General features: G+C 57.7%; 15 protein-coding genes. 6 read left to right on the top strand and 9 right to left on the bottom strand.

What is annotated here, in order from left to right; genetic code table 11:
* The first annotated feature begins 71 nt into the window (after positions 1-71).
* Positions 72-365: a DUF1330 domain-containing protein gene (locus tag ACKWJN_RS13670; RefSeq protein WP_408597765.1), complete on the top strand. Its 294-nt coding sequence runs from the start codon at positions 72-74 to the stop codon at positions 363-365.
* A gap of 7 nt (positions 366-372) precedes the next feature.
* Here the strand turns inward: ACKWJN_RS13670 and ACKWJN_RS13665 are convergent, their stop codons facing one another.
* Positions 373-753 carry a hypothetical protein gene (locus ACKWJN_RS13665; protein WP_408597763.1) on the bottom strand — a complete coding sequence of 127 codons (381 nt, stop codon included), beginning with the start codon at positions 751-753 and terminating at the stop codon, positions 373-375.
* An 11-nt stretch (positions 754-764) separates the two neighbouring features.
* Positions 765-1,559, bottom strand: a complete 795-nt coding sequence (locus tag ACKWJN_RS13660) for an SDR family oxidoreductase (RefSeq protein ID WP_408597761.1) — start codon at positions 1,557-1,559, stop codon at positions 765-767.
* Positions 1,560-1,697: 138 nt separating this feature from the next.
* On the opposite strand from ACKWJN_RS13660, the gene ACKWJN_RS13655 reads away from it, so the two are divergent.
* The 5 genes from ACKWJN_RS13655 to ACKWJN_RS13635 all read left to right on the top strand — a co-directional run bounded on the left by ACKWJN_RS13655 (position 1,698) and on the right by ACKWJN_RS13635 (position 7,461).
* A complete protein-coding gene (locus ACKWJN_RS13655; RefSeq protein WP_408597759.1) occupies positions 1,698-2,708 on the top strand; it encodes a Bug family tripartite tricarboxylate transporter substrate binding protein in 1,011 nt (336 codons plus the stop codon).
* Between the two features lie 95 nt (positions 2,709-2,803).
* Positions 2,804-3,223, top strand: a complete 420-nt coding sequence (locus ACKWJN_RS13650; RefSeq protein WP_408597757.1) for a helix-turn-helix domain-containing protein — start codon at positions 2,804-2,806, stop codon at positions 3,221-3,223.
* A gap of 8 nt (positions 3,224-3,231) precedes the next feature.
* The gene (locus ACKWJN_RS13645; protein ID WP_408597755.1) at positions 3,232-4,887 is read left to right on the top strand and encodes a CHASE2 domain-containing protein; all 1,656 of its coding nucleotides are present in this window, start codon (positions 3,232-3,234) and stop codon (positions 4,885-4,887) included.
* Between the two features lie 40 nt (positions 4,888-4,927).
* Positions 4,928-5,476, top strand: coding sequence for an OmpA family protein (locus ACKWJN_RS13640; RefSeq protein ID WP_408597809.1), 549 nt, complete (start codon positions 4,928-4,930; stop codon positions 5,474-5,476).
* Positions 5,477-5,535: 59 nt separating this feature from the next.
* Positions 5,536-7,461, top strand: a complete 1,926-nt coding sequence (locus ACKWJN_RS13635) for a caspase family protein (RefSeq protein ID WP_408597753.1) — start codon at positions 5,536-5,538, stop codon at positions 7,459-7,461.
* Here the strand turns inward: ACKWJN_RS13635 and ACKWJN_RS13630 are convergent, their stop codons facing one another.
* The 7 genes from ACKWJN_RS13630 to ACKWJN_RS13600 form a co-directional block, all read right to left on the bottom strand.
* Positions 7,462-8,337 (bottom strand): MlaD family protein, encoded by an 876-nt coding sequence (locus ACKWJN_RS13630; RefSeq protein WP_408597751.1) that lies wholly within the window; start codon positions 8,335-8,337, stop codon positions 7,462-7,464.
* A 14-nt stretch (positions 8,338-8,351) separates the two neighbouring features.
* The gene (locus ACKWJN_RS13625; protein WP_408597749.1) at positions 8,352-8,978 is read right to left on the bottom strand and encodes a hypothetical protein; all 627 of its coding nucleotides are present in this window, start codon (positions 8,976-8,978) and stop codon (positions 8,352-8,354) included.
* Positions 8,975-9,475, bottom strand: a complete 501-nt coding sequence (locus tag ACKWJN_RS13620; protein ID WP_408597747.1) for a hypothetical protein — start codon at positions 9,473-9,475, stop codon at positions 8,975-8,977. The genes ACKWJN_RS13625 and ACKWJN_RS13620 overlap by 4 nt, the downstream gene beginning before the upstream one ends.
* A gap of 35 nt (positions 9,476-9,510) precedes the next feature.
* A complete protein-coding gene (locus ACKWJN_RS13615; protein ID WP_408597745.1) occupies positions 9,511-12,474 on the bottom strand; it encodes a CHAT domain-containing protein in 2,964 nt (987 codons plus the stop codon).
* Positions 12,471-15,425 carry a CHAT domain-containing protein gene (locus tag ACKWJN_RS13610; protein ID WP_408597743.1) on the bottom strand — a complete coding sequence of 985 codons (2,955 nt, stop codon included), beginning with the start codon at positions 15,423-15,425 and terminating at the stop codon, positions 12,471-12,473. Before ACKWJN_RS13610 ends, ACKWJN_RS13615 begins: the two co-directional genes overlap by 4 nt.
* Positions 15,426-15,553: 128 nt before the next feature.
* The gene (locus ACKWJN_RS13605; RefSeq protein ID WP_408597741.1) at positions 15,554-16,984 is read right to left on the bottom strand and encodes an efflux transporter outer membrane subunit; all 1,431 of its coding nucleotides are present in this window, start codon (positions 16,982-16,984) and stop codon (positions 15,554-15,556) included.
* The gene (locus ACKWJN_RS13600) at positions 16,981-18,246 is read right to left on the bottom strand and encodes an efflux RND transporter periplasmic adaptor subunit (RefSeq protein WP_408597739.1); all 1,266 of its coding nucleotides are present in this window, start codon (positions 18,244-18,246) and stop codon (positions 16,981-16,983) included. Before ACKWJN_RS13600 ends, ACKWJN_RS13605 begins: the two co-directional genes overlap by 4 nt.
* Between the last annotated feature and the right edge of the window lies 1 nt (position 18,247).

Below are 18,247 nucleotides of genomic sequence, written 5' to 3'. Positions count from 1 at the left end.
CTGAATTACTGCCCCAGTGTGGAATTGCTTGTAGATTCTGGCTGTTTCAATTTTTCTCACAGGACAACGAGATGACAAAAGCCTATTGGGTCAGCGCCTACCGCGCCATTCACAACGCCGATGCCTTGGCCGAATACGCCAAATTGGCCGGCCCCGCATTGGCCGAAGCCGGTGCCAAGTTTTTGGCGCGCGGCATGCCTGCAGCGGTCAAAGAATCAGGCGAAATGCAACGCCTGGTGGTGGTCGAATTTGAAAGCCTGCAAGCGGCCTTGGCGGCCTATGACAGCCCGGGCTACAAAGCAGCCCTCAAAGCCTTGGGCGACAACGCCGTGGTGCGCGACATCCGCATCGTCGAAGGCACCTGAGACAGCCTCAAGGCGTCAGCAGCGGCCACGCGCTGACGTCAAAGCTGTCTGGCACCACCACATGAAAGAAGCCGCGCGTGCCGCGCAATGAACGGGTGATGTGGCCGCGTCCTTGTGCGTCTTCGGTGAACAACACATCCCCCGGTTGACACAGCACACGTCTGCCTTGGCTGGTTTCCAGCTCCAACAACCCAGAGGTGATGAAGATCAACTGACGCCTGGGTGCGTTGTGAAAATCTTGCACATGCCCTTGCGGCGTTTCTCTGAAAAAAATCGATTCGCTCTGAAATATTTCAGACATCGGCCGGTTCGCTTGGCTCATGGGCACTTGACGAATTTCAATCTCTGAATCGCCCGATGGCGTGGTGAAAATTCTAAAAACTTGCATGTGAGACTTTCTCAAATGATGGCGGTCAATGCGCCATCGACGGTGAGCATGGAGCCGCTGATGTAGCTGGCTTTGCTGGACGCCAAAAACACCACGGCATTGGCAATTTCGCTGGCCTGGGCCACCCGACCCAAGGGCATCTTGGCTCCGGCGCGGCGTGTGGCCTCTTCCAAACTGATGTGCTGCTGCGCCGCCTCGGCCTCCAGCAGCCCTTGCATGCGGTCGGTCAGCGTGCGCCCAGGGTTGACCGCGTTCACACGAATGCCCTTGGGCCCATAGGCCGCGGCCAAGCCGGCACTGGCCAGCAACAAGGCCGCGTTGGCCGCCCCGCCCGCCACATGCACCGCACTGGCCACCTTGCCACCAATGCCCACGATGTTGACCACGCAACCACTGCCGCGCTGGGCCATGCGTTGCAGCGCAGGGTTCAAGATGTTGATGTAGCTGAAAAACTTGGCGTTCATGGCGTCGTGCCAGTCGTCTGGCGTCAACTCAAAGGCAGGAATGCGGCTGGCCGCACCGGCCGAGTTGACCAACACGTCGATCTCGCCAGCTGCGACACAGGCATGGTCAAGTGCGCGTGCCGCATCACTGGCTTGTGTCAAATCGGCGGCGCACACCTGCACACGCGATGCGTCAACGCCCTGTTGCAGCAGCTGTGCACGTGCATGGTCCAGGTTGCTTTGGCTGCGTGATACCAGGGTCACCACGGCACCCTCGTTCAAAAAAGCTTGGGCGCATGCAAAGCCAATGCCTTTGCTGCCGCCGGTGATGAGGATGTGTTTTTGTTTGAGCTCGAGATCCATGTTTGTCCTGTTGTCAGTGCGCAAAGCGAGGTGGTTTAATCACGCAGCGCATTGTGCGGCCAACTCTCACAGTTGCCCATTGGTAATGACCATGAAGGTCTTGCCGCGTCGCTGCTGATTCTTGATCTGGAGATTTCTTTGCAACTCACACAACAAGGCGCCACCCACATGCGCCGCAAAATGGTTTGGACGGTGATGGCAACCGCTTTGTGCAGCGCATGGCCCCACAGCTGGGCGCAAGACTCGGCGTTGAGCGGAAAACAAATTCGTTTGGTTGCACCGTTTTCACCAGGGGGCGGCGTTGACAGTTTGGCGCGCGGCTTGGCCGACGGCTTACAACGCAACACGGGCTTGTCGGTCACCGTAGAAAACAAACCCGGCGCTGGCGGCAACATTGCCGCCAACTATGTGGCCAAGTCCAACAACCCCAACACCTTGTACCTCTTGGTCAACAGCGTGAACCATTACGCCAACCCCATCATGGTCAAGAACTCTGGCTACGACCCCTACAAAGATTTCGCCCCCGTGGCCTACCTCAGTTCCTTCCCCTACATCTTTGTGGTGCCCGGTGACAGCAAGTTCAATCATCTCAAAGAAATGACCGCGCAAATGCGCGCGCAACCCGGTTCGGTGAGTTGGGCTTTTGGGGGCAACGGTACGCTGGGACATTTCTTGGGCGTCGCGATGGAGCGCGCTGAAAAAATCAAAGGCACACCGGTGTCCTACCGAGGCGGCCCAGACTTGCTCACGGCCTTGGGCGGCAAACAAGTCGACATGGCGGTGATGTCGGTGCAAAGCTCACTGCCCTTGATTGCGCAAGGTCGACTCAAGGCCTTTGCCGTGTCTGGCGACACCCGAAACAAAACCCTGCCGCAAATTCCAGCGGCCAACGAGGTGATTGCCAATTACCCCAGCATCGTGGGCTTTGTCGCGCTCTACGCCCCTGTCAACACGCCCGCACGGCAACTCGAACAGCTGATGCGAGAAGTCAACAAAGTGATGACGTCAGAGGACTACACCAAGCGCCTCGACAAAGACGGCTCCACGGCCAAAACCTTTGCCACCCCCGTTGAGGCCAAAGACTTCTTTGACAAAGAGGGGCCCAAGTGGGAAGCCCTGACGGTGGAGGCCGGACTTCGCGTTGAATGAACGCCACGTCGGCCTGTTCAACAGCTCGGGGCAGGGAACGCATCTTGAAAACTCTGCGGTTTCAGTATCATCCCAACCACCACCAGCGAGGCTCTATGACAACTTTTGCCGAACAACTGAAAACCGAAATTGCACGCATTGCACGCAAAGAAACCCGCGCTGACTCCAAGCAAGTCAAAAAAGCATCGACGCAGCACCGCGCAGAAATTGCCGCACTCAAACGTCGCATCGCCAGCTTGGAGTCGGCGGTGGCTCGTTTGCTCAAGCAACAAGGCAAACCCAAAGCCGCTGAGCCCCAAGAGAAAGCGGTGGTCTTGCGCTTCAGAACGGCGGGCTTTGCCACCTTGCGCAAGAAACTGGGGTTGACCGCGCACGAGATGGCCAAACTATTGGGTGTCTCTGCGCAATCGGTCTACCACTGGGAAACCGGCAAATCACGTCCACGCGCCAGCCAATTGCAAGCGATCTCAGAGGTGCGCAAATTGAGCAAGAAAGAAGCCCGAGAGAAACTGTAAATACCCTCATGAATCATCATCTTCAGCGCTGGATGCACGCCCTGTCGCGGGTGCCACATGATCGCATTCGCTGGACGTTGATTGCTCTCTTGGCCCTGTGGGCCTCCGCCCACTTGTTGTGGTTGCCGGGCGGTACAACATCTGACAAAACCACCTATGACCAAATGGTCAAGCGCCGCTTGTGGGCCCCTGCACATGACCCATCCATCGTGGTCGTAGACATTGATGAAGCCTCACTCGATCAGATGAAATCAGAGTTTGGCCGTTGGCCGTGGCCACGAGAAACGTTGGCGGGCGCACTGGACTGGCTAGAGCAACAAGGCGCGCGTGCTGTGGTGTTTGACATTCTGTTTGCCGATGTGGACACCCTCAATCCATCGTCAGACTTGGCATTCAGTCAAGCGGTTGAAGCAAGTCGCCATAGTTATTTTCCGATCTTGCGCCTGAACCCTGCCAACGATGGCATCAGTCAATTGCACGCAGATCAACTGCCAGGGTTCATCACACGCCTCGCTGCGGCGCCAGCGCCGACTTTGGCGTTGGTACCTCCGGTGTTCAAGAGCGTGGTCGACACCACTCGCCTGGGGTTTCACAACATCTACCCAGACCCTGATGGCGTGAACCGTTACTACACCTTATGGGAAGACAAACAGGGATGGCGCCTGTGGTCATTGCCTGCTCGGTTGGCACAGGACATGGGGTGGCGCCTGCCCGAGCAGCCCAAACAATTGATCCAATTCAATTTACGCCAAGACCACTACACGCGGATTCCTTTCTCAGAAGTTTGGCGTTTGAGCCAAAGTCGCGAAGGTTCAAAACCCGACCCGAGACTCCAAGATGCCGTGGTGATTGTGGGTGCCACGGCCACCAACTTGTTCGACATCAAAGTCACGCCGCTTGACATCACCCAACCAGGGGTGTTCGTGCTGGCCAATGTGATCGACAACTTGAAGAATCAGCGATTTTTGAGAGAGCTGTCGACACAGGCGCATCTGATCATCTCTTGGATCGCCCTGCTGTTGATGGGCATCGCCAGCAAATACCTGAGCGACGAACAAGTGAAATGGTCCGTGCTGGTGGTCCCCGGTGTATTGATGCTGGTGAGTTTTTTGAGCCTGCAAACCGAGTGGCTTTATTTTCTGGATCTCTCGACCTCGGCCTCTCACTCCTTGCTTTTTTTCTCTGTCTGGTCTGTCTACAAAACTTGGCGCAGCAAAGAAATCGGACAGCTGAAACGCCTTCGCGAGCACGTTTCAAAAACCTCTGATGCGCATCTGCATGAATGCTTTGCTGTGCTTCAGTTCGACAAAGGGCACTGGGATCCGCATGACGTGATGGACGCGCTCCCACCTCAAGCGGCAACTGCTGCCGTCTTGTCCGTCGGGGTGATGACAGAACAAATTCACCAACAACCAGGGTTGATTTACATCGTGATCTGGGGACACTCAGCCCAGGATGTTGAAGCCTCGTTGCGCGCCCTGCCTGACATGTGCAGCCCAACCCCCCGGCGCTTTTACGTCGGCATTGCCAAGCCGCTTGAGATCCATCCCAAGCCCATGCCTGACTACAATCATTTGGACGAAGTCTTGCAGAATTTAGACATCGCCTTGACCCACTGGACAGATCAACGTGCGCCCCATACAACGACCTTTCAAACGGATTGATGCACTTTTGCGCTCATCCAACATCCCACACTTGTTGCGTGTGTCCGCCCTGGCTTGCGGACTGACCGCCTTGTCTCATGGGGCGATTGCAGAGCCTGACACCCAGCGCATCATCGATGCGCTCAAGCCGCCCGCAGCAGATGCCACTGCCCCCACCTACCGAACGCGCAGTTTGCGCAATCTGCGCATCGACCAAGTGGATGCGGCCCCAGTGGAGACGCAAGCTGCAAGCCATGAGCCCAAGGCAGCGCCATCCATTTCACTCACCATTGGGTTTGAATTCAACTCCAGCGCGATCACAGCCGAAAGCTTGCAGACCCTGAACAACCTCTCCAAAGCCTTGCAATCCTCAGAGTTGCAATCGTTGAGCTTTCGCATCGAAGGCCACACCGACGCCAAAGGCAAGCCAGACTACAACCAAAAGCTATCTCAGCTGCGCGCCAATGCCGTCAAGGCTCAGCTTGAAAAACTGGGCGTGGCCGCGCCTCGCTTGGTCGCACAAGGCAAAGGCGACAGCGAACCCGCCAATTCAGACGACAAATTTGCAGCAGAAAACCGTCGCGTCAAGATCGTCACCTTGACACCTTGAACCTCAGAGCGTCCACCGCGCTCTGGTCTTTCCATCACGTCATTCAACCAAGGCCACCCATGACACTCTCTCTGAGTCTTCGGACTTTCATTGCGGCGGGATTGAGCGCTTGTTGCTTCAACACTGCACTGGCAGAGTCGATGACGGTGACAAGACCCACTGACCTTAAATCTGAGCGCTATCTGGATGCCAGCACCGTGCTGACCCTGGCCGCGGGTCAGGCGGTTGAATCGCTCAAGCTCGAAGCGGGTTGGGTGCAAGTCAAAGTGGGCAACAACCAAGGTTGGGTGCGCGCCATGGCACTCAGCGGGGCCGGTACCGCAAGCGTTGCCAACGTCGCCAAAATCGAAAGTGGCCGCTCGGGCAACAACAACAACATGTCAACCACGGGCATTCGTTCCATCCCCAAAGCATCACGTCACGCCTTGATCATTGGGGTCGGTGAATACGCTGCTTCGGGTATCTCCACGCTGCAAGGCGTGAAAAAAGACATCGTGAGTGCCCGCAGCATGGGCATGGCCATGTCGATCCCCGACAGCAACATCGAATACCTGCGCGACAAGGACGCGACCGCCGAACAAATCCGCCAGAGCCTCAAAGACCTCAATGCCAGGGTCCGCCCTGGTGACCGGGTCTTTGTGTACTACTCGGGTCATGGCACGCGCTGGGTCGATCCGCAGACGGGGCCAGACGCATGCACCGAGGGCTTGTTGGCCACAGATGGACAAGCCATCACCAACCTTGAAATGAGCAATCTGCTGTCCCCCATTGCCAGCAAATCTGACAAATTGATGGTGTTCTACGATGCCTGTCATTCAGGGGGGATTGCCAACCAACCCATGAAAACTCGGTCTTTGCAACAAGCCGGACTGAGCCTGACACCCAAGTTTGTGAGTCAAATCAGCCCCGAACAATGCGCCAAACCCGCCAATATGCGAACCCGAAGCCTGAGCAGCGAGTTGTCCAAGCAAGGCGCGGTCCCTGAAAACATCGTCTCCATTGCCGCGTCCCGTCCCGACGAGGTGTCGTTTGACGATCCACAAACAGGCGGCCTTGCAACCTCTGCTTGGCGAGACTGCATGCTCGGCGGCGCGAAAGATTTGGACAACAGTGGGGCCATCAGCGTGGAAGAAATCACCCGTTGTGCACAAGAAAAGGTCAGCAAAACCTTGTCTCGCTTTCCTGACATCTTGGGGCAACAAATGACCATCGGTGGCAACCGGGGTTTTGTGCCCGCCTTTTTCACCGCGCCTGCCGCTGTGGCTGCGACTTTGCCAGAAGAGCCAACCCCTGCGACCTCCCCAAGCGCAACCGTGATGGCACCTGCACCTGCACCTGTGGCTGCGGCTTCGACACCCTCCAGTGCAGTGGCCACGCCACCTGCTGCCGCGACCTTGAGCAGCACATCCGTTCAGCCCACGCTGCCCAACCCGAGCACGCAAGCTGCCAGCCCGGCAGATTTGCTCAAACAAGTGCATGAACAACGCGATGCGTCACGCGCACTGAAGGTTCAAGCCACACCGGCGGTGCTGCGCATCAACCAAGACCCGTTGCAGCTCAGCATCACCTCGCCACTTGACGGTTACCTCTACATCGCCTTGGCTGGCTCTGACAAGAAAAGCCTCTACCTGCTCTACCCCAATGCGGTCGACGGCAACAACGCCATCCAAGCCAACCAGACGGTCACCTTGCCACGCCCGCACTGGCGCATCACCGCGGGAGGCCCCAAGGGGGTTGACACGGTGTTGGTGATGGTCAGTGATTCACCCCGCGACTTGTCATCATTGCGCAGCGAAAAAGCAGGCCCCTTTGTCAAACCCTTGCTCAGCGCAACGGGTAAAAGTCAGCTGCAATTGCTTTTGGGGAACTCTGAAAACGGTGATCAAAGCGTTTGCCAACAAGGGGGGAAAACGCGCAACTTGATCGTTTCACAAGCCTGCTCTGACGCGTTTGCTTCGACCTTGTTGAACATCGAGGAACGCTGATCACTTGGGTGGCAATGTGGGTGCGCTGCGGTTCGGCACCAACCACCGGTAGACCGGTGCGGATTGGATGTCCGTGAGCGTGCCATCGACGTTTTGCATCAATTTGCCCGCGTCTTCCAGTGCCGAGCGGGTTTGGCTGACCGTGGCAGCCAGACCGGTTTGGGGGTCCTTGAGTTGCTCGATCAAAGCCTGGGTCTGGCCCATGGTGGTGCGGGTTTGGGCCAGCGATTTTTCAAGTTCTTGCAATGTGGTCGTGGCCTGTTGGGTCAGTGGCTGAAAAGACTGTAAGGTCTGCTGGGTTTCTTTCAAAAAGACAGCCGCCTCTTGCAGGGTCCCTGAGGTTTGCTGCATGGTTTGGCGGGACTGGACCAAGCTGGCTTGCACCCCCAGGCGAGGGTCCGACAACTGCCCCAAAAGCACATGCACCCGCTCCAGCAAAGGATCGATTTTTTTCGTCAAATCAGCGGCCATGTCTTCGCGCATCAGGGCCAGCTTTGCGCCCCTTGGCAAGACTTGGGTGTCGCCAGGAGCCGGTTGCAGCAACAACTCAGAGCTGACGATTTTGTCCTTGGCCACTTTGAGGACAGCGCCCTGTGTGACGAAATTCGCTTTGTCTTGCGGCACCGAAATTTGACCTTGCACTTGGCCGTTGGGCAGCAACACCAATTCGGTCAATTGGCCTATTTTGAAACCCTTGTAACTGAGCTTCATGCCCAAGAAGAGGTCATGCCCCGAGTCGGTTTCGAAAGTGAACATGGCCCGTGGCTCAAACCAAGCTTTGCGTTGTGCCACATAGGCCATGAGCAGCCCACCGGCGACCCCCACCAACACCACGCTGAGCCACAGGCTGGAAGCTTTTCGCGCCATCATGTTCATGCCAGTTCCTTCATTCACCAAAAAATATAGACGTCTGCCGCTTCCACGGCAGCGATGCAGACCGAGCCCCAGAACATGGAACGCATCATCGCCAAGGACCGGTCATGGTGCGGTGACATGAGCCAACGGGCTTCAAAAGCCGTGCTCAAGGCGAGGACCCAACCCAGCCCGAGCATCCGAACAAGAGCGCGCAGCAAAAGCCACAGGTCCATGTCGTCGATCAAGGCATCTACCAGTGCCTGAACCTGCCCCGGAAATCCCCAGGCCAAACCCAAGACATAGCCCGCGCTGACCCACACCATGAACATGGCCCAAGCCACCGACACCGCGGCCACGCAGGCGCAGCTGTGGGCCAAGGGGTGCAAGGCCGATGATTGGACGTGTTGAGATTCAACGCTGTCTGTTTGCATCAAAAAACTGATGCGCAACAGCATGTAAAGCGCCACCAACAAGGTTGGCAATTTGCCCAGCATCACATGCGCCAGTATTTGATGCGCCAATGTCGGTTGCGAGGCCAGCACGATGTGCAGCAGCAAGCCAAAGCACAGGCCTATGCCACCGCCCACACACACACCAAACCAAGTGGCACCGCGGTAAAAACTCTCGACCAACACGCACCAAGAGCGAAAGGGCATGCTCAAGGTTTGTTCGCTTTGAAGCTGACCTTTGAGATCACCACTTGTCCTTCGCGGTTGCGCTCCAAACTGATCACCGCATCACGGCCACGTGCGGCCAACAGCATGCTGTCTTGCTTGACTTCGGTGGTCATTTTGATGGCGTTCCAAAGGCCCCCGAGCAAGCTGATCAATGCAAACGGATTGCGGGGCACCAGCTCACCAGGTGGCGGCTCGACATCCACCTTGCCACCGGTTTTCTCCACCACATTGAGCCACCTTTGCAAGCGCTCTGGGGTGCTGTTGGGACTGACTTTTTCATAAAACACCACAGACACCATGTCAGGGTGCGCGAGCAAGGAGGCATGCAAGTCATTGTCAAACTTGTTGATGTCCACAAAGCTCAACTGACTGGGGACCGGTGCGCTGGCGGCGCGTGACATGCCACTGGCAGGCGCGGTGGTTTCGCACCCAGACAAGCAAACAGCAGCCATCAGGGCGATGGCAAAGCGAGGTATCTTCATGAACGAATTCCTTGGATGAACATAAACGGGGGGCATCAACGACCGCCCTCTCCCACCAGAGCATAAGGGGCCCAAAAGGTGGGATGGGAATACTGCGGCATTTGCATCACATGGCGCATGGCCTGTCGCAACGCCTGAGAGCGGGTCATGTCAGCTTTGCCCTTGTAGGCCTCAAAGGTTTGCGTGGTCAACAGCATCGCACTCTCGCTCTCGACCGACCAATGCGTCACCAACAAGCTGCGACTTCCCGCGTAAAAGAACCCACGGGCCAATCCAGACAAAGCTTCTTCCACTTGACCATCGGCACCTGCGGTATTGCAGGCAGACAAGACCACCCAATCGGCATTCAAGCGCAGGCTCAGCACATCTTCGAGGGTCAGCAAAGGCGACTCGTTCAAGTCAGCAGAAGACGCCATGGCCAACGCAGGCTGACTCAAGCGCGGCAAATCGCCGGGGAGCAAACCGTGGGTGGCAAACACCAAAATTTGTTTGTCTGCCAACACAGCGTCTTGGTTCGCTTTCAGCACCGATTGGCGTGTGGCCCGTTCACCCAAAAACACATCGCTTTGTGGGTTGGCTTTGAGCACCTTGGCCAAGGCCAGCACTTCGTCGCGCGTTTCCGGCAAAGGGGGCAACTCTGCGTAACGCACCAAGTCCACGGCGGGCTTGTCCAAATCGCTGCTGCGCAAGGCACGCGTGTTGAGGACCGAACGCACCTGCGCGGTCTTGGCATCGGCCGACGCCACCGTCGCAGCAAAGCGGGGATCACCCCAAGCCATCAGGGGCGCTTTCCCAGACGGGGTGTGGCTCAAGCGCTTGAGCGAAGCCCAAGCGTTGGCCGAAGAAATATGGCTCAGTGCGAAATCTTTGGCCAACCAGGGGGCCTCGGCATGGGAGCCACTCGGCCAAGGTTGGCGCGGCAAGACCGCCAATGGCAATTGGCCCAAGGAGCCCGAACTCGCTACGATCAAATGGTCTTTGCCTTGGAGCATGCCCTCCAAGGGCTGGATGAGTTGTTGGTACAGCGTGTGCGCCTCGGCAAACTGAAAGCGCGGCGCCTTGGGGCCAAGCTCGGCCACATCCAAGGTGCTGCGGACCTTTTTTACCAAGTCATCCACTTGCACTTGTTTGAGTTCGCTGCGGTGAAAGATCACTTGACCTTCGCGGTTGATCCCAAACACAAAGGTTTCGGCATCCAAGGGCACCAAGGTGATGAACACCTCTTTGGGCCCCAACAGAGCCGCGATCTCAGCTGGCGTTGGGGCTTTGGGCTGCAAGAGCTGAAAGTACTCGGGGTACTGTTTTTGAATTTGCGTCTTGAACGCACGACGCTCAGCTTCCAGCTCCAGCATGCGCGCGCGCATGGCTTTGACCACCTCGGGGTTGCGTTTGTCTTCACCGCCGTTGCTTTGTTCTGAGATGTAGGCATACAGCGTCAGCAACTCTGCTTTGGCATCTTGGTCTTGGCGTGCAATCTGACCCAATCCGGGCTGCTTGATGGCTGCGCGTGCGGCAGCATCTCCAATGGCCTGCTGCACGGAAGAGGAAATCAAATGGTTGGACACCATGAAAGCTTGAGCGGCCTCTTGTCCTGTGGCGCCAGCAACTTGCGACAACAACCGAACATAGGATTTGAAAATCAGTTTCTTCAAACCCTGGCGGTACGGTGTTTCCTCAAAATTGGACGACAACGCATCGGGCGCCGTGATGCCTCGGATGGCGCGCTCAAACTCGCGTCTGGCCAGATCTTGTTGAGCCGGGTCTTGGGACAAAGCCACGGCATACAAGCCGCGCTTGAACGCTGTGAAGTAATGGTCAGCCCCCAAGTTGGTGGTGGCCCAATCGAGGGTGGCTTTGAACAAACGGGTGGCCTCGTCTAACCGCCCCGTGTTCATGTAGGTCATGGCCCGCATGTCCACCATGCGGGCAATCGGCTTGAGTCGTGGATTGTCTCCCACCGCTTGGTCGATGCTTTCAAATTCCTTGGCCGCATCGGCCCATTTTTCTTGGGCGATCAGCGCGCTGTTGATGCGCATGCGCGTGAAAACGGACTGCGCAGTCCCATCTGACAAGCCTTGTCGCTGCTGCACCGCGCGGACATTGTTGGCAATCTTGAGGGAATCGGCATAGCGACTCTGGGCAAAGTACAAATCTGCCACCCAACGGTAAAAAAACACCATCTGGTCTTCGGTGAACTGGTAGTCCCGGTAAATGGCTTTGGCTTCACGCAAAGCCTCTTCGGCATCGAACAAGCGACCCATGCGGGTCAAGATGACCGCCACCTCCACAGCGGAGGCTGCGTGCCAACTGCGGCCATACACCACCTGCCTTGGCACCGCAAAGTTTTCGAGCCCTTTGAGGTCCACACCCTTGTTGACAGAGCGGCGGGCGGTTTCCAAGGCCTCGTCAAAGCGACCTTGTCGCCACAACAACCTGGCCTTGGAGCGGTAAAACTCTATTTCAGCGCGAACAGCCCAATAGCCAATCGCCCCATTTCGAAAGCGCGCAAAGTCTCGCTGCAAAATAACTTCCGCCTCCTCCAACAAGGCTTGTGTTTTTTTCAGCTGATGCTCTTCGATGAATCCCAGCGCCAAACGCGAACGCACACGCACCATGTGAACGGGATGCTTCTCCTCTTGCATCACCTCTTCCATCAACGCGAAACCTTCGGCTGTGCTGGTCGAGTTGTCCATCAAAAATGCGCCCAGACTCCACTTAGAACCTGTATTGGGAACCGCTTTGACCCATTGGCGCAAGACACGTTCGCGCTCTGCCGGCTCACCCAAACGAAAGGCCGCTGCGTCTTTGCGCTGAAACCAATCGACCAAAGGTTTGCCGCTCAGCCCCTCCGGCGGTTCTTGGGCCAACAGCTCACGCAATTGAACCGCCTCTGCGGGCGACAGTTTTTGAACACTCAGCAACTCTTGCATTTGGGCTTGCACCGCGCCACAGCAGAACAACAAAGCCAAGACCCACCAAGTGACGTGACGTCGCATCATCTGCCGCCCTCCCCCACCAAGACATACGGGGCCCAGTAGGTGGGGTGTGCGTATTGGGTAGTTTTCATCGTTTCAAGCATAGCCTGACGCAAGGCCTCAGCCCGACGCATGCCTGGATTTTTCTTGTAAGCATCAAAGGTATGGGTGGTCAGCAGCATGGCGCTTTCACTTTCAACCGACCAGTGCGTCACCAGCAAACTTCGGCTGCCCGCAAAAAAGAACCCACGCGCCAAACCGCTCATGGCCTCCTCAGCCTTCCCATCAGAACCCGCGGTGTTGCACGCAGACAGCACCACCCAATCTGCATTGAGCTTGAGGGTCAACACATCCTCCAAAGTGAGCAAGGGCGACTCGCTCGGGTTTGCGGTGGCGGCCATGGCCAAGGCAGGTTGGTTCAGATTGGGCAAGTCGCCCGCCATCAAACCATGGGTGGCAAACACCACCACCTGTTTTTTGGCCAACGCACCCGAAGTGCTTTGATTCAGCACCGACTGTCGCGTGGCTTGGGCCCCCAAAATCAAATCCTCTTGGGGGTTGGCTGACAAAATCCTGGCCAAGGCCAAGACCTCGTCGCGCGTCTCAGGCAGCGGTGGGACTTGGCTGTAAAGCAATTGGCTTTGGGTGTCTTGCTCATAACTGCTGGGGGTCATGGTGCGGGTGCTCACCAAAGACCGAACGGCACCCGCATTGTTTTGCGCCACCGCCGTGCCCTTGCTGGCCGCTTTGACATCAAACAGAGGGTCACCCCAAGCCATCAAAGGCTGCGAACTCGAAGGCACTTTGCCAAAGCGCTTCAAGGACATCCAGCCGCTTGCCGTTGGCACCTGGCTGATGGCGATGTCTTGTATCAACCAGGTTTGGATTGGCGCCGCCCCCTTCACAGCGGCGGGTGCTTGCTTGACCAAGACCGCCATCGGCAGATTGGCCAGCGCGCCCGAGGTGGCCACCACCAAGTGCTTTTTGCCTTCCAGCATCGCAGCGACAGGCAAGAGGGTGGCTTGGTACAGCTGGTGCGCGCTGAGGGCGTCAAAGGCTGGTGCGCGCGGCCCCATCGCCGCCACATCCAGTGTTTGGCGAACGCGATCAACCCATTCGGTGGCTTTTTTCTGGGTCAAATTCGACCGGTGGAATTGGATCTCACCTTGATGGTTGATCGCCCAAACATAGGTGTCATCTTCCATCGGCAAGATGGCGACGAACACCTCATCGGCAGCCAACGATTGCGCGATGTCCTGATGGCTGGGCGCCTTGGGCTGCAGCAACTGAAAATATTCGGGGTAATTTTTCTGAATCTGCGCTTTGTATTCTTTACGCTGTTTTTCAATCTCAAACAGCCTCAAGCGCATCTGCTCCACCACCTGTGGGTTGCGGCCCTTGTCCGATTCAATGCCTTGCCCTGAGAGATAGGCCGTGAGCGCCGCACTTTCATTTTTGGCGTCTTGCTCTTTGCGAATCACCTCAGAGACCCCGGGCGCATTCACGCCGGAGCGAACCGCAGCTTCGGACAAGGCTTGCTGAACCGATGAGGCCTGGATCTGATCAGCCAGTTGAAAAATCGCTTGTGCGTCCTGGGTGTTGTTCGCCGCCGTTTGAGCCAGCAACTGCATATAGCTTTCAAAAATAAACCGCTTGGTTTTTTTCTGAAACGCGTTCTCCACAAAATCACCCGTCAGCGAATCAGGTGCCGTCAGATGCTCTCTTGCCAATGTGAACGCTTCCCGTGCCTCTGGCAGTTGGTTGTTCTTCAAGCGGGCCACGCCCAAAAGACCGCGCGTCAACGCGGTGGCGTAGTGCTTTTCACCATGAACAGCGATCTGGGCATTCAATGCCGAACTCAGCACGTCCAAAGCACGCCCAGGGTCCCCTGATTTGAGATAAGTGAAAGCGCGTAGCTTGGGGTCCACCACGTTTTCAAGTTTGACTTGACCCCCTTGTGTATCCACCTCCATGCTGTGGAGCAAGGCCAAGGCTTTGCCCCACTGGTCCATGCCCATCAGAGACGTCAACTCTCGGGCTTTGAGACCCAGCCACAGGCTGGACTGCTTAGGAAACCCCTGAGCCAATATCAGTGCCTCGGTGCGTTGCAGATGGGGAAGCGCCTGCGCGTAATGTCCTGACCCATTGGACAAGTCTGCAATCATCAAATAAAAGTTGGCCATGTGGTTGTCGTTGAAGCCATTGGCTTTGGCGACTTGCAAAGCCTCACGCAACGACCACTCGGCGCTGGCGAACTGCCCCATCTGCACTTGCTGATTGACCAAATTTCCTGCCGCCTGCACAGCCGTTCTTTTGGCGTAGGTGCGGTAAAGCTCTGAGTTGGCGATGTTCACCACCCGCAACAAATCTTTGGATTTCTCAACCGCCAGTTTGCTGGTGGCAATGCTCTCGTCCCATTTGCCTTTGCGCATCAGGTAGAAGGACTTGGCGGTCAAAAACTCGGTTTCTGCGCGCGCAATCCAATGCACGAGCTCACCTCTGCGTGGCACATTGGGCAAGTCATAACGCACCAACTGCTCTGCTTGGTCGAGCAACTCGCCTGCGCGTGACAGGTTGTTGTCTTGGATGTAGTCCCCTGCCATGAACACGCGGATGCGCACCGCTGCATGAGGAAATTTAACCCCACTGAGAATTTCTTGACCCAGCGCATAGGCCTCTTCGCGCTTGCCAATGGCAGACCAGAAGCTGCGCAAACCCCACTTGCCGTCGGCGTCAATCTTGGACCATTCGATGAGATTTTTTTCGCGCACACGGAAATCACCCAACAAAATCGCGGCCTGCTCTTTGCGCTTGTGTACCTCGATTTGCGTGGCGTACAGGGCGTTGGGGTCCACTGGTTCTTCCAACACAGCACGCAATTTCTGTTGCTGCTCAGGACTGAGCTTGGCGATGGGCTCCATCAGGTCTTGCGCGCTCGAACAGACCATCCAAGCGCTGAAAAAAAACAGACCCACCATCCGGACACATGGGGTCAACTTGCCAGCCAGCATATGACTCAGCCTCCACCTGAAAGAACCACACCACTCGGAGCAAGCTTGGGGCATGTCCAAGCACTTGGGACGGTTGAGTTCCGACCCACGCCTCAGGGCGCGGTCGCCTGCCAATCCCCGCCCAAGGCCTTGACCAAAAACACCGAGGTCAACAAGCGTTGCCCCAGCAACTGCGCCGCCAAGCGCTCGCTGTTGAGTTGTGACTGCTGCGCAATGATCACGTCTTGCGAGTTGGCAATGCCACCTTGGTAGCGGTCAAAGGCAATTTGCAACACGCGTCGGTTGCTTTCAATCGCTTTGAGCGCTTGGTTGTAGGCCCGGTCGATGGCGTTCACGCTGCTGATGCCGTCTTCCACCTCTTGCATCGCCGTCAACACCACACGGCGGTAGTTGGCGACAGCCACTTCAAAGCCGGCGCGGGTGAAGTCGACGTTGGATTGGATGCGCCCGCCATCAAACAAGGTCTGCGTTGCGGACACCCCCATGGACCAAAAAATGCTGGGGCCGTTGAGGACCTCGCTGAACAAGCGACTGTCAAGACCGCCGTTGAGGCCAAAGTTCAGGCTGGGGTAGAAAGCCGCGTTGGCCACACCAATTTGTGCGTTCGCTGCGGCCATGGCACGTTCCGCAGACGCCACATCGGGCCGGCGTTGCAACACATCACTTGGAATCCCTACGGGAATCAGCGGCGGCTTCATGGGGCTGAGTTTGGCGGGCAGGACAAACTGCGGCGCGGGTGTGCCCACCAGCGTGGCAATGGCGTGCTCCAACTGGGCACGTTGGCGTTTGAGGATGTCCACTTGGGTCAGGGTGGTGTCGAGCAAGGCCTGTTGCTGTGCCACGTCCAGCCCCGAGGCCACACCCAGGTCGTGACGGTGGTTGGCCAGATCCAACGACGATCGCTGCAACCCAATGGAGCGTGTCAACACATCCAACTCGGTGTCGAGTGCACGCAGGTTGAAATAGCTGGACGCCAAATCGGCGACCAAAATCAAACGGGTGTTTTCCAAATCAGCGCTGGCCTGCTGGGCCGAGGCCGTGGCCCCGTCGACCAAGCTTTTGACACGTCCGGCCAAATCAATTTCGTAGCTCACGGCCAGCGTGGGCACGTAATCGTTTTGAATGGTCTGCCAATTGGGGGCGTTGTAGTTTGTGAGGGGGCGATTGGCAGAAATCTCCAAGCGCTGCGCGCGCAAGCCTGCCCCCACCTGAGGCAGGGTGCTGGCCGCGTTCACGCCTAAGGTGGCACGTGCCTGCAACAAGCGGCCTTGGGCAGCAGCCAGGGTTTGGTTGCCGGTCATCGCCTGTTGTGCCAAGGCGTTGAGGTCGGCATCGCCAAAGCGTTCCCACCACGGGCCTTTGGGCTGTGTGTCGGCAGGTTGGGCAGCGCGCCAAGGGCCTTCGCCGCTCCAACTGGGTGGCACCATCACCTCGGGTTTGACATAGGCGGGGGCGGTCACACAGCCCGTCAGCCCCAAGCTGGCCAGCAGCATGGCCCCTGTGAACAGACGGCGCGCTGTCACGGTGTGCCTTTCTTGGCGCTGGCTTTGGCGGCGGCCTCGGCGGCGGCTTTGTCGTCTTGCTCGGCATTGAACGTCACCAAGTCCGACTCGCCCAAGGCATCAGGCGGGTTGAGCACCAAGCGTGCGCCTTGCGCCAAACCCGACAGCACTTCCACCCGCTCACCAAAGTTGCGCCCCAGCGTCACCGCCTGCATGCGCACCCGTCGCTCCGCATCGATCACGGCCACCTTGATGCCATCGCCTCGGATGATCAAGGCGTTGTTCGGAATGGCCATGCCGGGCTTGGCCGCCAAGGGCAGATCCACCTGCACAAAGGCACCGGGCAGCAGCACCCCCTCTTTGTTGGGCAGCGCAATTTCAACCTGCATGGAGCGTGACAGCGCATCGATCGACGCGGCTGTGCGCGCGACCTTGCCTTCAAACTTTTGGTCTCTCAACTCGGCCTGCGTCACGGTCACGGCTTGTCCGATCTTGACCTGCTGGGCATAGGCTTGGGGCACGTTCACATACAAACGCAGCGGGTCAGTCTGGGTCACCACAAACAAAGCGCGCGCCAAGCCGCCGGACGCGCCGGCATCCACCAAGTCCCCGGTGTCCACGTTGCGGCGGGTGATCACCCCATCGGTGGGCGCCAACACCCGCTTGAAGTTGAGCAGCTGGTTGAGGCGCTGCACGTTGGCCTCGGTCGAAGCCAAGCGGGCTTGGGCTTGCGTGCTGGCACTGCGCCGCTCGTCCACCTCTTGTTGTGACACCGCATCTTTGGCACGCAAAGCCACCCAGCGCACCTCGGTGCTCTTGGCCACCTCCAAACTCGCTGCGGCCTGCTGTCGGTCGGCCTGCGCTTGGGCATACAACTCGTCAATCTCGGGGGTCTCCAACTCGGCCAACACTTCACCCTTGGTCACACGGCTGCCAATGTCTTTGTGCCAGCGCTTCACATAACCCGCAGCGCGGGCGTAAATGGGCGACTGGACATAACCCTGCAAAGAGCCCGGCAGCGCCACCGTGGGGGCGTTTTGACTGACTTTCACCAAACTGGTCTTGACGTAGTTTTGGTTGCGTTCGGTGACGCCGGCCTGCAATGCTTTGCCGTTCTGATAACGGCTGAGCAGGGTGCGCCCTGCACCCACAGCCAGCACCAACAAAACCACACCCACCACCCACTTGCTGCGGCGGATGATGTGTCTGCGCCGCAGCAACTCGGCCGACGCCTCTTCAGGGATCGGGTGAATGGCCAAGGGGGAATGACGTTGTTCTGACATG

This window comes from Limnohabitans sp., from assembly GCF_046052825.1.
Lineage (GTDB): Bacteria > Pseudomonadota > Gammaproteobacteria > Burkholderiales > Burkholderiaceae_C > Limnohabitans.
This window is presented reverse-complemented; position numbering and strand designations above follow the sequence as displayed.